Raw genomic sequence first — 13,731 nt, 5'->3', positions numbered from 1 at the left:
GCGCGGGGACTTGGGAGGTGGGGGCGGCGCGGGCAGCGCCGGCCCCTCGGGACGCCCACCCGACGCTACAGCTTGGTCTCGGCGACCGACTTCTTCACGCTCTCGACGGACTTCGCGAGCATCCCCTTCTCCTCGTCGGAGAGGTCGAGCTCGACGACCCGCTCGACGCCCTTCGCGCCGATGACGACCGGCACGCCGAGGAACAGGTCCTTCACGCCGTACTGGCCCTCGAGGTAGGCGGAGCACGGGAGCACGCGCTTCTGGTCGCGCAGATACGCCTCCGCCATCGTGACCGCGCTCGCCGCCGGCGCGTAGAACGCGGAGCCGGTGCCGAGCAGCGCGACGATCTCGCCGCCGCCCTTGCGCGTGCGCTCTACGATCGCGTCGAGCTTGGCCTTGTCGAGGATCTTCGTGAGCGGGGTGCCGTTCACGGAGCAGTAGCGCACGAGCGGGACCATGTCGTCGCCGTGGCCGCCGAGCACCACGCCCGTCACGTCCTGCGGCGCCACGCCCGCCGCCTCGCCCACGAAGTACTGGAAGCGCGCCGTGTCGAGCACGCCCGCCATGCCGACCACCTTCTTCTTGTCGAAGCCGGTGACCTTCTGCATCGCGTACACCATCGAGTCGAGCGGGTTCGTCACGACGATGACGAACGCGTTCGGCGCGTTCTGCTTGATGCCCTGCGCGACCTTCGTGATCGCGTCGAGGTTCACCTTGAGCAGATCGTCCCGGCTCATGCCGGGCTTGCGCGGCACGCCGGCCGTCACGATGCAGACGTCGGCGCCCTGGATGATCGAGTAGTCGCTCGTGCCGCCGCCCGTGACGTCGACGTCGAACTTGAGGACGCCCCGGGTCTGCTGGAGGTCGAGCGCCTTGCCCTTCGCGACGCCCTCCATGATGTCGACGAGGACGACGTCGCCGAGGTTCCGCTGGCCGCAGAGCAGCGCCATCGTGCCGCCGATCTGACCGGCTCCGATGAGAGCGATCTTCTTACGAGCCGCCATGAATCTTCTCCCTTCCTGCGAAGAGGTACGAGGAAGCTACATGTGCTTGATGATCTCGTCGCCGAACTCCGAGCACTTCACCTCGACCGTGTCCGCCACGCCCTCGGCCTTCATGAGGCGCGCGAAGTCGTAGGTCACGCGGTGCGCCGCGATGGCCCCGTCCATGCCCTTGATGATGAGCTCCGCGGCCTCGTTCCACCCGAGGTGACGGAACATCATCTCGCCGGAGAGGATCACCGAGCCCGGGTTCACCTTGTCGAGGTCGGCGTACTTCGGCGCGGTGCCGTGGGTCGCCTCGAAGATGGCGTGGCCGGTCATGTAGTTCACGTTGCCGCCGGGGGCGATGCCGATGCCGCCGACCTGCGCCGCGAGCGCGTCCGACAGGTAGTCGCCGTTCAGGTTGAGGGTCGCGACGACGTCGAACTCGTCCGGGCGCGTGAGCACCTGCTGCAGCGTGATGTCCGCGATGGCGTCCTTCACGAGGAGCTTGCCGCCCTGGAGCGCCGCCTTCTGCTCGGCGTTCGCGGCCTCCTCTCCCTTCGAGGCCTTGGTCCGCTCCCACTGCTCCCAGGTGTAGACCTTGTCGGCGAACTCGCGCTCGGCGAGCGCGTAGCCGTAGTTCCGGAACGCGCCCTCCGTGAACTTCATGATGTTGCCCTTGTGCACGAAGGTGACGCTCCTGCGCTTCAGGCGGAGCGCGTACTCGATCGCGGCGCGGACGAGCCGCTCCGTTCCCTCCTTCGAGACGGGCTTGATCCCGAGGCCGGTGCTGCCGGGGAAGCGGATCTTCTTGAACTCCTTCGGGAACTCCTTCTCGAGGAAGGCGAGGAGCTTCTTCGCCTGCTCCGAGCCGGCCTCCCACTCGATCCCGGCGTAGATGTCCTCCGTGTTCTCGCGGAAGATCACCATGTCGACCTTGTCCGGGCGCTTCACCGGCGAGGGCACGCCCTTGAACCAGCGGACGGGCCGGAGGCAGACGTAGAGGTCGAGGAGCTGGCGGAGCGCGACGTTGAGCGAGCGGATGCCGCCGCCGATCGGCGTGGTGAGCGGTCCCTTGATGCCGATGAGGTACTCGCGGAACGCCTCGATGGTCTCGTCGGGCAGCCAGTTGTTGAACTTCGTGAACGCCTTCTCGCCGGCGTAGACCTCGGTCCAGGCGATCTTGCGCTTGCCGCCGTATGCCTTCTCGACCGCCGCGTCGAGCACGCGCTGGCTGGCGCGCCAGATGTCACGGCCCGTGCCGTCGCCCTCGATGAACGGGATGATCGGCCGGTCGGGGACGTTCAGCTTCCCGTTCACCAGCGTGATCTTGGCTCCATCCCTCGGCACAACGGGCTTAGCGTCGGGCATACGGTGGACCTCGCGTGTGGGGAAAACGTGGAGCCGGGTCTTATCACCCAGCCCAGGGGGAGTAAAGGCGCGCCATCGGCAAACGCCCCGGAAAATCGGTGGCTTACAGACTTCAGGAGTCGACGATCCGTGCGCCCTGGAGGGGTCCCGAACGGGCCCGCGCGGCCACTCCCGCGAAATTACTGCGCGTCGCGCAGGAGGCCTCCAGGGCGGTCCACGCGCGGGCGCTGCAGAGCGCGGCGAGCTCGATCTCGCGCTCCCGCCCGAACGAGGTCCGCGCGTGGAGCGGGGCGTAACCCGGGTGGGCCATGAGCTCCGTCGTGCCCTCGCCGAGGCTCGCGAGCGCGGCGACGAGCGCCTCCTCCGTCCAGGCGGGCCGGAGCGCGGCGTCCCCGAGGAATCGATCGGGAGTGACGACGCCGCGGGCGCGCAGGGCGTCGCGCATCCGTTCGTCGATGGCCCGCACCGGCAGGCCGCGCTCCCGCGCCAGGTCGGCGAATGCGTCGAGGACCGCGGGCGCCGCGTGCGCGTGCTTGTGGCTGTCGAGGTGCGTCGGCTCGGCCCCGCGGAGCTCCACGAACCGCGCGAGCTGCGCGCGGAGCGCCTCCTCCGCGGCGCCGCGCGACATGCCCGGATCCAGGACGGCGTGGAGGCCCACCCCCAGGGTGGCCGGGGCCGCCGCGAGCGCCGCGCGCGCGAACGGCGTGTCCACCATGGCCGTGGCGCTCGTGACGAGGCCGCGCGCGTGCGCCTCGAAGATGCCCCGGTCGATCTCGGGGTCGTACCCGAGGTCGTCGGCGTTGACGACGAGGAGCTTCAAGCTCCGGAAGCGTCGCCCCCGCGGGCGCGCCGGTCAAGCACGCAAGAGCGTGTCGGAACCCGCTCGCCGCGACGGGGCGAGCGCGAGCGCGGTCCCATTCGCGGGAGGGCCCCGCGCGAAGCGCGGGAGGGGCGAAGCCCCTCCGGCGGGGAACGGTCGCGAACCCGCGAAGCGGGCGCGACCACGGGCCCCGCCGAGCAGGGGTGGGGCCCCGACGACGGCGGTCAGCCGTCGGCGGGGCGGGGACGCAGTCCCCGTGCGATCACCCCTGCGCGAACCCGCGAAGCGGGCGCGACCGTTCACGGGCCCCGCCGAGCAGGGGTGGGGCCCCGACGACGGCGGCCAGCCGTCGGCGGGGCGGGGACGCAGTCCCCGCAAAATCAATGCAGCGCCGCCCCGTCGACGGTCACTGGCGCGCGCGCCGAGGGCGGCTCGCGCGGCAGGTCCACGACGAACGTCGCCCCCGAGCCGGGCACGCTCTCGACGCGGATCTCCCCGCCGTGCGCCTCGACGATCTGGCGCGCGACGTAGAGACCGAGGCCGAGCCCCCCGAAGTTTGCGATGGGGACGGCGCGCTCGAACCGCTCGAACACGCGCGCGTGGTGCTCGGGCGCGATCCCCATGCCCTGGTCGCTCACGCGCATGCGCGCGTGGGCCCCGCTGGCCTCGACGGTGAGCGTGATGGGCTTCCCCTCCCCGAACTTGGCCGCGTTCACGAGCAGGTGCGTGACCACCTGCTCGAGCCGCGTCCGGTCCCACCGTCCGACGACGGCGCCGAGCTCGAGGCGCAGCGTCGATCCCGATCGCGCCACCTCCTCGCGGAGGTGCTCCGCCACCTCGCGCGCGACGTCGGCGAGATCGAGCGGCTCGTAGCGCAGCTGGAGCCGCCCGAGGCGCATACGCGAGACGTCGAGGATCTCGTTCACGAGGATGGCGATGCGCCGCGTCTGACGCTCGAGCGCCTCGACGCGCGGCTCGAGCATGCGGGGGATGTCGGTCCCCGCGCGCGCGGTGAGCCGGTGGAGGAGCTGGAGCTGGAGCTGGAGCGCCGTGACCGGCGTGCGCAGCTCGTGCGACGCGACGGAGAGGAACTCGTCCCGCTCGCGGACCTCCTCCTGCGCCTTCTCCTGCGCGCGGCTCCACTGCCGCGCCCGCTCCTCGAGCAGCTTGCGCTCGCTGACGTCCCGCACGGCCGCGACGACGCAGCGCCGCCCGTCCACCTCGATGGGCGAGAGGCTGATCTCGGCGGCGAACTCCGCCCCGTCCCGCCGGAGGCCGGACAGGTCGAGGCCCAGCCCCATCGGCCTCCGCCGCGGCGCCGCGTGATACCCGCCGCGGTGGGCGCGGTGCATGGCCCGGAACCTCCCAGGCAGGAGGACCTCGATCGGCTGGCCCGAGAGCTCCGCGCGCGGCCAGCCGAACAGCCGCTCGGCCTCCGCGTTCACGTGCACGATCTCGCCGCCCTCGTCGGCGATGACCATCGCGTCCGGCACGGAGTCGAGCAGCGAGAAGTCCACCGCATTGAGGGTGTTGCCCCGGGCCGCCGGAAAGAAGTCCCGCCCGCCCGCCGTGCGGGCGCCCGCGGGGCCGGACGCCCAGGGGCGCGGTGGCGCGCGAAGAGGAGCGGACCCCACATTCGAGCGAGGCGCGCCGGCGCGCGCCGGGAGGAGCGACCGTCCGATGCCTGCCGCCGGGTCGATCTCGTTGCCCATCGCGATCTCCGCGGCGGCGGCGCTGGCGCTGCTCACCACCGCCGCGCCCAAGCCCGCGTCCGCGCCCGACGGGCGGGTCGAGCTCGAGCTCGCCGCGGCGTTGCCGATGCCGGAGGGACCCGCGGCGCTCGTCGTGCTGCGCGACCGAGCGAGCGGGACGGTGCTCCCGCTGCTCGTCCCGGACGGCGAGGCGCTGGGGGTGGGGGCGCGTCTGGGGCGGGCGCAGGAGAGCCTGCTGGGTCGCGCGCTCGACGCGCTCGGCGCGCGCGTCCGCGCGGTGGAGATCGACGCCGCCGAGGAGACCTCGACCGGCGCGCGGGTCCGGCTCGAGCAGGGGGGGCGCGAGGTGGAGGTCACCGCCCGCCCCTCGGAGTCGCTCGCCCTCGCGCTCGCCTCGCGGGTGCCGATCTTCACGAGCCGGCGGCTGCTCGCCAAGGCCGGGCTCACGCCCGAGGAGCTCCGGGAGTCTCACGCGGCGCTGACCGCGAAGGCGGGCGACGACCCGCTGCGGCTCTGATGGCGCCCGCCGCTTGCGCGGAGCCTCGGCGTGCCGCGGGGCCGGTGACGGCGCTCAGCCGGTCTTCGCCGGCGGGCGCGGCGTCGCCGCGTGCTGCTGCTCCGGCGAGAAGTCGTAGATCGACTCGAGCCGCACGTTCCGGTACCGCTCGAGCTTCATCGCCATCCGCGCCAGGCGCGCGAGGAAGGCGGGCACGTCCGCCGAGTTGCCCTTCCCGGCCGCCTTCTTGAGCCGCTTCACCTCGGCCAGGATGGGCTTGCGCGCCTCGCGCGGGTGGTAGAGGAACGCGCCGGAGAAGAGCAGGGTCCCGTCGTAGGGCAGGAGCCGCGCCTCGAGGAGGTCGCCCTTCTCGAGCCCGGCGGTGGTGCGCCGCTCGGTCACGTCGTAGTCACCACCCGTGAACACGTCGCGCACCCGGACCTTGCCCTCCGAGAGCTTGCGGACCTCGAACAGCCCGTGGAGCGTCTTCGAGAGCTCGTGGTAGGCGTTCGCGTCCTCCGCCGAGAGCGCCGCCCCCTCCGACTCCAGGAACCGCTCGAGCGTCGTGCCCGTGCCGCCGGACGGGCGGAAGTCGTAGAGGTAGAAGTCCAGCATCCCGTTCAGCCGGACCTCGTAGGTGCGGTCCTCGTCGTGCGGCTCGCCGTAGGCCTCGAAGTGCACGCGGCGCGCGGCGAGCAGCTCTTCCTTCCGCTCCTCCGCCGTCGCCCACGCGAGGAGCCGCTCCTGGAGCTCCCCGAGCCTCATCGCGAGCGCTCCATGAGCGCTGCGAAGCGGCCGAAGAGCTGCCGCGCGTCGTGGGGGCCGGGGGAGGCCTCGGGGTGGTACTGCACGCTGAACGCCGGCGCGTCGAGGATCTCGATGCCCTCGACCGTGCCGTCGTTGAGGTTCAGGTGCGTGACCCGGGCGCGCTTGCCGAGCGTCTTGTCGTCGACCGCGAACCCGTGGTTCTGGACCGTGATGTCCACCTTGCCGGTGGCGAGATCCTTCACGGGCTGGTTCGCGCCGCGGTGGCCGAACTTGAGCTTGTAGGTCTTCGCGCCGACGGAGAGGGCCAGGATCTGGTGGCCGAGGCAGATCCCGAAGATCGGCGTCTTCCCGAGCAGCCCCGCGACGGTCTCCTGCGCGCCCACGACCGCGGCGGGATCGCCGGGCCCGTTCGTGAGGAACACGCCGTCCGGCTTCAGCGCGAGCGCCTCCGCGGCGGTCGTGCGCGCCGGCACGACGGTGACGCGGCAGCCCTGCTCGGCGAGGAGCCGCAGCATCGCGCGCTTCAGGCCCCAGTCGTACGCGACCACGTGGAAGCGCGGCTCCGCCTGCGGCCGCTCCGAGTCCGACCACGCGTCGGCGCCGGTCTCGCTCCAGGAGTAGGGGCGATCGGTCGAGATGCGCGTCGCGAGGTCCTGCCCTTCCATCCCGGGCAGCGCCCGGGCGCGCTCGACCAGCGCCTTCGCGCTCCCGTCCGTCGCGATGACGCCCATCTGCGCGCCGGCGGTGCGCAGGTGCCGCGTGAGCCGGCGGGTGTCGATCCCCGCGATCCCGACGATGCCGTACCGGGCCAGGTAGGCCTCGAGGCTCCGCTCCGCGCGGAAGCTCGAGGGCTCCTCGGCGTAGTTCTTCACGATGAACCCGGTCGCGTGCGGGTGGACCGACTCGTCGTCGGGCCCGTTGACGCCGTAGTTCCCCTGCTCCGGGTACGTCATGCAGATCATCTGCCCGACGTACGAAGGGTCGGTCAGGATCTCCTGGTACCCGGTCATCGACGTGTTGAAGACGACCTCGCCGGTCGCCTCCCCGGCCGCGCCGAACGAGCGACCTTCGAACGTCGTGCCGTCCGCTAGCGCGAGGATGGCCCGCTTCATCTTTCCGTCCTGCCCTCCTCGTGGACGATCCGGCCGCCCACGATCGTCATCACACAACGCCCGGTGAGGCGGCTTCCCTTCCACGGGGTGTTCCGGCTCTTCGAGTACATCCGCGCGGGGTCGACCGTCCACTCCGCTACGGGGTCGAGGACCGCGACGTCCGCCGGCGCCCCGCCGGCGAGCGCCCCGCCCGCGAGGCCGAACGCGCGCGCGGGGCCGATGGTCAGCGCCTCCACGAGGCGCCGCTCCGGCAGCGCGCCCGCCCGGACGAGGGACAGGCAGACGGGGAAGGCCGTCTCGAGCCCGGTGATCCCGTTCAAGGCCGCGTCGAACTCGACGTCCTTCTCCACCGCCGAGTGCGGCGCGTGGTCGGTGGCGATGGCGTCGATCGTCCCGTCCGCGAGGCCCTCCCGGCACGCCCGCACGTCCTCGGCCGAGCGGAGCGGCGGGTTCATCTTGTAGTCGGTCGAGTAGCCGGACGCAGCGACGTCCTCGTCCGTGAGGGCGAGGTGGTGCGGCGTCACCTCCGCGGTCACGGCGAGCCCGCGCGCCTTGGCGGCGCGGACGGCGCGAACCGCGCCCTGGCTCGACACGTGCGCGATGTGCAACCGGCCGCCGGTCAGCTCCGCCAGGGCGATGTCCCGCAGGACCATCACGTCCTCCGCGGCGCCCGGGATGCCCTTCAGCCCGAGCCGGGTGGAGGCGGCCCCCTCGTGCATCACGCCCTTGCCCACGAGCTGCAGATCCTCCTCGTGGACCGTGAGCGGCAACCCGAAGGCCTTGGCGTACTCGAGCGCGCGGCGCATGAGCGCCGAGGAGAGGACCGGGCGGCCGTCGTCGGAGAGCGCGACGCAGCCGGCCGCGAGGAGCTCCCCGAACTCGGCGAGCTCCTCGCCGTTCGAGCCCTTCGAGATGGCGCCGACGGGATAGACGCGGGCGAGCCCCGCCGCGGCGGCGCGGGCGAGCACGAGCTCCGTCACCGACGCGTTGTCGTTCACGGGCTTCGTGTTCGGCATCGCGCAGACGGCGGTGAAGCCGCCCGCGACGGCGGCGCGCGCCCCGGTCGCGACGGTCTCCTTGTACTCCTGCCCCGGCTCGCGCAGGTGCACGTGCAGGTCGATGAAGCCCGGGGTGACCCACTTGCCGCGGGCGTCGAACACCCGGGCGTCGCGCGGACGCTCCAGGCGCTCCGCGACCTCCGCGATCTTCCCGTCGCGGACGACCACGGTGCGGACGCCGTCCGTGCCGCTCGCCGGGTCGATGACCCGACCACCCTCGATGAAGAGCACCTCAGCCATGTCGTCCCCGCTCACGCGCCGGTCCGGCCGCGCGCGTCACGCCTTCGCCTCGCCCGACTCGGCGGGGTTGCCGCCGGCGAGCAGGTACAGGATCGCCATCCGCACCGCCACCCCGTTCTGCACCTGATCGAGGATGACGCTCTGCGGCCCGTCCGCGACCTCGGGCGACAGCTCGACGCCGCGGTTGATCGGGCCGGGGTGGAGGATCACGCACTCCGGACGCAGCCACTCGGCCGCCTTCTTCGCGTTGAGCCCCCAGAGCTTCGAGTACTCGCGCGTGCCCGGGATGAGCGGGTCGCCGATGCGCTCGTGCTGGATGCGGAGCATCACCACCGCGTCCGCCCCCTCGATCGCCTCGCGGAGCCCGTAGTGCACCGTCGCGCCGAGGGCCTCGACGCCGGCGGGGATCATGGTGGGCGGCCCGCAGAGCCGCACCCGCGCGCCGAGCTTCGTCATGGCGTGGATGTCGGAGCGCGCGACCCGCGAGTGGCTGATGTCGCCCACGATGGCGACGGTCTTCCCCTCCAGCGTCCCGAGCTTCTCCCGCAGCGTGAAGCAGTCGAGGAGCCCCTGGCTCGGGTGCTCGTGCGCGCCGTCCCCCGCGGAGACGACCGCGCAGCCCACGTGCTCGGCGACGAGCTGGGGCGCGCCGCCCGCCGAGTGGCGGATGACGAGCACGTCCGGGCGCATCGCCTCGAGGTTCCGGGCGGTGTCGATGAGCGTCTCGCCCTTCGTCACGGAGGAGGACGAGGAGGTCCAGTTGAGCGCGTCGGCGGACAGGACCTTCGCGGCGATCTCGAAGGAGCTGCGCGTGCGGGTCGAGGCCTCGAAGAAGAGGTTCACGACCGACTTGCCCCGCAGGCTCGGCACCTTCTTGATGGGCCGCTGCAGGACCTCCTTCATGGAGACGGCGAGGTCGAGGACCTCGAGGATCTCCGCGCGCGAGTAGTCGGCGAGCGCGATGCAATGCTTGTGGCGACCGATCACGTCCCCCTCCTCTTCACGACGACGGCGTCCTCGGGGGCGCCGCCTTCGGTGAGCCGGACCTCGACGACGTCCTCGTCCGCGACCTGGAGGCGGACGCCGACGAAGTCGGCGGCGATGGGCAGCTCGCGCCCGCCGCGGTCGACGAGCACCGCGAGCCACACCCGGCGCGGGCGGCCGAAGTCCACGAGCTCGTCCAGCGCGGCGCGGACGGTCCGCCCGGTGTAGAGCACGTCGTCCACGAGCACGATGAGCTTGCCGGCGACCGGGAACCGGATGTCGGTCGGTCCGATGATGGGGGCCGCCCCTCGCTCCGAGAGGTCGTCGCGGTAGAGCGCGATGTCGAGCGTCCCGAGCGGCGGCTCCGCGCGGAGGCTCCGGGCGAGCTCGGCGCGAATCCGCTCCGCGAGGTGGACGCCCCCGCGGCGGATCCCGACGATGGCCACGTCGCGCGGCGCCGCGCCGGCGGCCCTCGCGCGCTCGGCGATCTCCTCGGCGAGCCGCTTCACGGCGCGCTGAAGCTCCTGTGCGTTCATCTCCACCTCCATCAGCGCTCCGGTCCCCAGTTCGGCCGGGAGAGGTCGCCGTCGACGTCGACCGTGAACACCCGCGTCCCCGTCCGATCGAGGAACGGGTACGTGACGGACCGCTCGTACTGGAAGGCGACGTGCAGCGTGGGCGGCGCCGCGTTCGCGTCGCGCTCCCAGGTCACGTCGGCGGGATCGACCACCACCGCCGGGACTCGGGCCGGGCCGCCGTAGGCGTCCACCCCGTCCACCTTCGCGAGCGTCTCGAGCTTGTGGACCATGTTCCGCACCAGCTCGGCGTCCCGCGGGTTCCGCACCGCCTGGTTGATGTACTCGTGGACGACCTGCTTCACCTCGTAGTGGACCACGTAGACCGGTCCCCACACCCAGAGCCAGTAGGCGCCGCCGCCGAGGCCGGCGAGGAGGACCAGGGTCACCCAGGAGACGGCGCCGCGCTCGGCGCGGCGGGGGCCCGAACGCGCGTCCCGAGGACGCGGCGCGCCGTGGGCGCGCGCGGGGTCGACGGGAGGGACGTGCATCGAGGTGGATCTTCTACCAGCTACTCGATGCGTTTGAAAAGGCGATCGAGCCGGGGCCCGCGGCCGTCGCCCCGGAGCCCTCCCCCGTCCCCCCAGCTCCAGAACACGACCGTCGCCCGCCCGGCGATGTGATCGAACGGCACCTGCCAGCCGCCCTCGCCCCGGCTGTCGGCCGAGCGATCTCGGTTGTCCCCCAGCACGAACACGTGGCCGGGCCGGACGATCTCGAACGGCCCTTCCCGCGCGGCGAGGCGCGCGCGCCGGCACTGGAGCACGTCGTAGGTCGCGACGCCCGCGGCCGCGCCCGTCTGCCAGCTCGCCTCCGCACCGGCGGCGTCCGCGGCGTCCGGCCGCGCCAGCTCGCCGCGCGCGAGCGCCTCGCGGTAGCGGCGGCAGGTGTCCGAGAAGAGCGCCCCGGTGGCGTCGCTCCGCTCCTCGTAGGGGAGCTCTCCATCGGGGGAGCGCGGCTGCGGCACGCCGTTCACGTAGAGGACCTGCTCCCGGAGCTCGATCACGTCGCCCGGAACGCCCGCCACGCGCTTCACGTAGTCCTTCGCCGGCTCGCGGGGGTTCTCGAACACGATGACGTCCCCGCGCCTGGGCACGCCGAGCTCCAGGAGTCGCAGGTGCGTGAAGGGGACCCGGATCGCGTAGGCGAGCTTCGAGACGAAGATGTGGTCCCCGACGAGGAGCGTCGGGACCATCGAGCCCGAGGGGATCCTGAAGGCCTCGACCACGAAGCCGCGCAGGAAGAGCGCGACGACCACCGCCACGAGCATCGACTCGGCGTACTCCCGCCAGAGCGGCCGCGCGCGCCGGGCGAGGTGCACCTCCCACAGCGCGTCGAGCGCGCGCAGGGCGGCCGAGAGCCGCGCGGGCTCGCCCTCCGCCGCGGCCGCGTCCACCTCGTCGGCGGCGGCGAGGATCTCCGCGCGGGCCGCCCCGAGCCTTCGGGCGTCGCGGGCCGCGAGCCGGCGGGCGTCGCGCGCGAAGCGGCGCGCGTCCTTGCGAGCCCGGGCGAGCCGGCGGGCGTCGCGATCCACGCCGGCGCTACTCCTCGACCTTCAGCACGGCGAGGAAGGCCTCCTGCGGGATCTCCACCGAGCCGACCTGCTTCATGCGCTTCTTGCCCTCCTTCTGGCGCTCGAGGAGCTTGCGCTTGCGGCTGATGTCGCCACCGTAGCACTTCGCGATGACGTCCTTGCGGAAGGCCTTCACCGTCTCGCGGGCGATGATCTTCGCCCCGATCGCCGCCTGGATGGCGACCTCGTACATCTGCTTCGGGATGACCTCGCGGAGCCGCTGGCAGAGCTCGCGGCCGCGGTGGTAGGCGCGCTCCCGGTGGACGATGACGCTGAGGGCGTCGACCGGCTCGCCGTTGATGAGGATGTCGAGCTTCACGAGGTCGGCCTCCTCGTAGCCCTTCAGCTCGTAGTCGAGGCTCGCGTACCCGCGCGACACGCTCTTCAGCTTGTCGAAGAAGTCGAAGACCACCTCGGCGAGCGGGATGTCGTAGGTGATCTGGACGCGCTTCGTGCCGACGTACTTGAGGTCGCGCTGCACCCCGCGCCGGTCCTGGCAGAGCTGCAGGATCGCGCCCACGTCGTCGGTGCGGGCGTGGATGTGGCAGGTGAGGTGCGGCTCCTCGAGCTTCGCGATCCGCTGGACCGGCGGGAGCTTCGCGGGGTTGTCGATCTCCAGCACCTCGCCCAGCGTGTCGGTCACGCGGTAGACGACCGAGGGCGCGGTGGTGATGAGGGCGAGGTTGTACTCGCGCTCGAGCCGCTCCTGGACGATCTCCATGTGCAGGAGCCCCAGGTAGCCGCAGCGGAAGCCGAACCCGAGCGCGGTCGAGGTCTCGGGCTCGAAGGTGAAGGCGGAGTCGTTGAGGCGCAGCTTCTCGAGCGCGTCGCGGAGCTGCTCGTAGTCCTTCGCCTCGATGGGGAAGACGCCGGAGAAGACCATCGGCTTCACGACCTTGAAGCCGGGGAACGGGTCCTCGGTGGGCCGGTCCGCCTCGGTGACGGTGTCGCCGACCTTGGCGTCCTGGACGTCCTTCACGTTGGCGACGACGATCCCCACCTCGCCCGCCGTGAGCTGCTGCACCGGCATCGCGAACGGCGCGAAGATGCCGAGCTCCTGGATCTCGAACCGCTTCTTGTTCGAGACGAGCTGGATCTTCTGCTTCGGCGCGAGCGTCCCCTCGAACACGCGGACCAGCATGACGACGCCGCGGTACGAGTCGTACCAGGAGTCGAAGATGATCGCCTTGAGCGGCGCCTCGGGATCGCCCTTCGGCGGCGGCACCTTGCGGACGATCTCCTCGAGGATCTCCCCGATGCCGATGCCCTCCTTGGCCGAGGCCGGCACCGCCTCCGAGGCGTCGAGGCCGATGACCTCCTCGATCTCGGCGCGCACGCCGGGGACGTCCGCGCTCGGCAGGTCGACCTTGTTGATGACCGGGATGATCTCGAGGTCGTGGTCGAGCGCCTGGTAGACGTTCGCGAGCGTCTGCGCCTCGACGCCCTGGGTGGCGTCGACGACGAGGATCGCGCCCTCGCACGCGGCGAGCGAGCGCGACACCTCGTAGGCGAAGTCCACGTGACCGGGGGTGTCGATGAGGTTCAGCTCGTAGTCCTTCCCGTCGCGGGCGCGGTAGCGCATGCGGACGGTCTGGGCCTTGATGGTGATCCCGCGCTCGCGCTCGAGCTCCATGTTGTCGAGGAACTGCGCCTGCGCGTGCCGCTCACTCACGGTCCCGGTGTGCTCGAGGAGGCGATCCGCGAGCGTGGACTTGCCGTGATCGATGTGGGCGATGATCGAGAAGTTGCGGATGTGCGCGTTCGACTGGGGCATGGAACGCGGGGCTTGTAACACGCGCGTTCCCCAGGGGCCACGCCGCCCTCCACGACCTGCCTCGCTCCGGCGGCCGCTTCGAGCGGCCGAGCCCCGCGGCAACGCGGCACGCTCGGATGGCAGGCCGACGTGATATCGGTCCGCCGCGCTCGGCATCACGCGCCTCGCGGAGGCGAGCCGAGGAGCCCTGGCGCGCGCGACCCGCGCCGCGTCCCGATGAACCCGGTCGCTTGCACCCCACCCTGGCTCACCCTTAAGAGGAGCC

At 72.2% G+C, this 13,731-nt stretch carries 13 protein-coding genes; 1 reads left to right on the top strand and 12 read right to left on the bottom strand.

Annotated elements, in window-relative coordinates; genetic code table 11:
* Positions 1 to 65 precede the first annotated feature (65 nt).
* The 4 genes from mdh to MLV88_RS19375 form a co-directional block, all read right to left on the bottom strand.
* Positions 66 to 1,004, bottom strand: a complete 939-nt coding sequence (gene mdh, locus MLV88_RS19390; protein ID WP_242339047.1) for a malate dehydrogenase — start codon at positions 1,002 to 1,004, stop codon at positions 66 to 68.
* Positions 1,005 to 1,040: 36 nt separating this feature from the next.
* Positions 1,041 to 2,354 carry an NADP-dependent isocitrate dehydrogenase gene (gene icd, locus MLV88_RS19385; RefSeq protein WP_242339049.1) on the bottom strand — a complete coding sequence of 438 codons (1,314 nt, stop codon included), beginning with the start codon at positions 2,352 to 2,354 and terminating at the stop codon, positions 1,041 to 1,043.
* Positions 2,355 to 2,466: 112 nt separating this feature from the next.
* Positions 2,467 to 3,174: a carbohydrate deacetylase gene (locus tag MLV88_RS19380; protein WP_242339052.1), complete on the bottom strand. Its 708-nt coding sequence runs from the start codon at positions 3,172 to 3,174 to the stop codon at positions 2,467 to 2,469.
* A gap of 380 nt (positions 3,175 to 3,554) precedes the next feature.
* Positions 3,555 to 4,691, bottom strand: coding sequence for a PAS domain-containing sensor histidine kinase (locus tag MLV88_RS19375; protein ID WP_242339054.1), 1,137 nt, complete (start codon positions 4,689 to 4,691; stop codon positions 3,555 to 3,557).
* A gap of 163 nt (positions 4,692 to 4,854) precedes the next feature.
* Here MLV88_RS19375 and MLV88_RS19370 point away from each other — a divergent pair, with 163 nt between their 5' ends.
* Positions 4,855 to 5,403, top strand: a complete 549-nt coding sequence (locus tag MLV88_RS19370) for a bifunctional nuclease family protein (RefSeq protein WP_242339057.1) — start codon at positions 4,855 to 4,857, stop codon at positions 5,401 to 5,403.
* Positions 5,404 to 5,457: 54 nt separating this feature from the next.
* On the opposite strand, the gene MLV88_RS19365 is transcribed toward MLV88_RS19370, so the two are convergent.
* From MLV88_RS19365 to lepA, 8 genes are read right to left on the bottom strand one after another with little or no spacing between them, the layout of a single operon-like run.
* A complete protein-coding gene (locus tag MLV88_RS19365; RefSeq protein ID WP_242339059.1) occupies positions 5,458 to 6,147 on the bottom strand; it encodes a hypothetical protein in 690 nt (229 codons plus the stop codon).
* On the bottom strand, positions 6,144 to 7,262 hold the full coding sequence (gene carA, locus MLV88_RS19360; RefSeq protein WP_242339062.1) for a glutamine-hydrolyzing carbamoyl-phosphate synthase small subunit: 1,119 nt from the start codon (positions 7,260 to 7,262) through the stop codon (positions 6,144 to 6,146). Before carA ends, MLV88_RS19365 begins: the two co-directional genes overlap by 4 nt.
* Positions 7,259 to 8,560 carry a dihydroorotase gene (locus tag MLV88_RS19355; RefSeq protein WP_242339064.1) on the bottom strand — a complete coding sequence of 434 codons (1,302 nt, stop codon included), beginning with the start codon at positions 8,558 to 8,560 and terminating at the stop codon, positions 7,259 to 7,261. The genes carA and MLV88_RS19355 overlap by 4 nt, the downstream gene beginning before the upstream one ends.
* A gap of 36 nt (positions 8,561 to 8,596) precedes the next feature.
* Positions 8,597 to 9,547: an aspartate carbamoyltransferase catalytic subunit gene (locus tag MLV88_RS19350; RefSeq protein WP_242339067.1), complete on the bottom strand. Its 951-nt coding sequence runs from the start codon at positions 9,545 to 9,547 to the stop codon at positions 8,597 to 8,599.
* The gene (gene pyrR / locus MLV88_RS19345) at positions 9,544 to 10,080 is read right to left on the bottom strand and encodes a bifunctional pyr operon transcriptional regulator/uracil phosphoribosyltransferase PyrR (protein ID WP_242339069.1); all 537 of its coding nucleotides are present in this window, start codon (positions 10,078 to 10,080) and stop codon (positions 9,544 to 9,546) included. Before pyrR ends, MLV88_RS19350 begins: the two co-directional genes overlap by 4 nt.
* Positions 10,081 to 10,091: 11 nt before the next feature.
* The gene (locus MLV88_RS19340) at positions 10,092 to 10,610 is read right to left on the bottom strand and encodes a hypothetical protein (protein WP_242339073.1); all 519 of its coding nucleotides are present in this window, start codon (positions 10,608 to 10,610) and stop codon (positions 10,092 to 10,094) included.
* A 20-nt stretch (positions 10,611 to 10,630) separates the two neighbouring features.
* A complete protein-coding gene (gene lepB, locus MLV88_RS19335) occupies positions 10,631 to 11,653 on the bottom strand; it encodes a signal peptidase I (protein WP_242339076.1) in 1,023 nt (340 codons plus the stop codon).
* Positions 11,654 to 11,660: 7 nt separating this feature from the next.
* Positions 11,661 to 13,466: a translation elongation factor 4 gene (gene lepA / locus MLV88_RS19330; protein ID WP_242339079.1), complete on the bottom strand. Its 1,806-nt coding sequence runs from the start codon at positions 13,464 to 13,466 to the stop codon at positions 11,661 to 11,663.
* Positions 13,467 to 13,731: the final 265 nt, after the last annotated feature.

Source organism: Anaeromyxobacter soli (assembly GCF_022808855.1).
Taxonomy (GTDB): Bacteria; Myxococcota; Myxococcia; order Myxococcales; family Anaeromyxobacteraceae; genus Anaeromyxobacter; species Anaeromyxobacter soli.
This window is presented reverse-complemented; position numbering and strand designations above follow the sequence as displayed.

Excerpts from the sequence above, each read along its gene's own strand:
- mdh (WP_242339047.1), bottom strand. The coding sequence starts at position 1,004 with ATGGCGGCTCGTAAGAAGATCGCTCTCATCGGAGCCGGTCAGATCGGC.
- icd (WP_242339049.1), bottom strand. The coding sequence starts at position 2,354 with ATGCCCGACGCTAAGCCCGTTGTGCCGAGGGATGGAGCCAAGATCACG.
- MLV88_RS19370 (WP_242339057.1), top strand. The coding sequence starts at position 4,855 with ATGCCTGCCGCCGGGTCGATCTCGTTGCCCATCGCGATCTCCGCGGCG.
- MLV88_RS19365 (WP_242339059.1), bottom strand. The coding sequence starts at position 6,147 with ATGAGGCTCGGGGAGCTCCAGGAGCGGCTCCTCGCGTGGGCGACGGCG.
- carA (WP_242339062.1), bottom strand. The coding sequence starts at position 7,262 with ATGAAGCGGGCCATCCTCGCGCTAGCGGACGGCACGACGTTCGAAGGT.
- MLV88_RS19355 (WP_242339064.1), bottom strand. The coding sequence starts at position 8,560 with ATGGCTGAGGTGCTCTTCATCGAGGGTGGTCGGGTCATCGACCCGGCG.
- pyrR (WP_242339069.1), bottom strand. The coding sequence starts at position 10,080 with ATGAACGCACAGGAGCTTCAGCGCGCCGTGAAGCGGCTCGCCGAGGAG.
- MLV88_RS19340 (WP_242339073.1), bottom strand. The coding sequence starts at position 10,610 with ATGCACGTCCCTCCCGTCGACCCCGCGCGCGCCCACGGCGCGCCGCGT.
- lepA (WP_242339079.1), bottom strand. The coding sequence starts at position 13,466 with ATGCCCCAGTCGAACGCGCACATCCGCAACTTCTCGATCATCGCCCAC.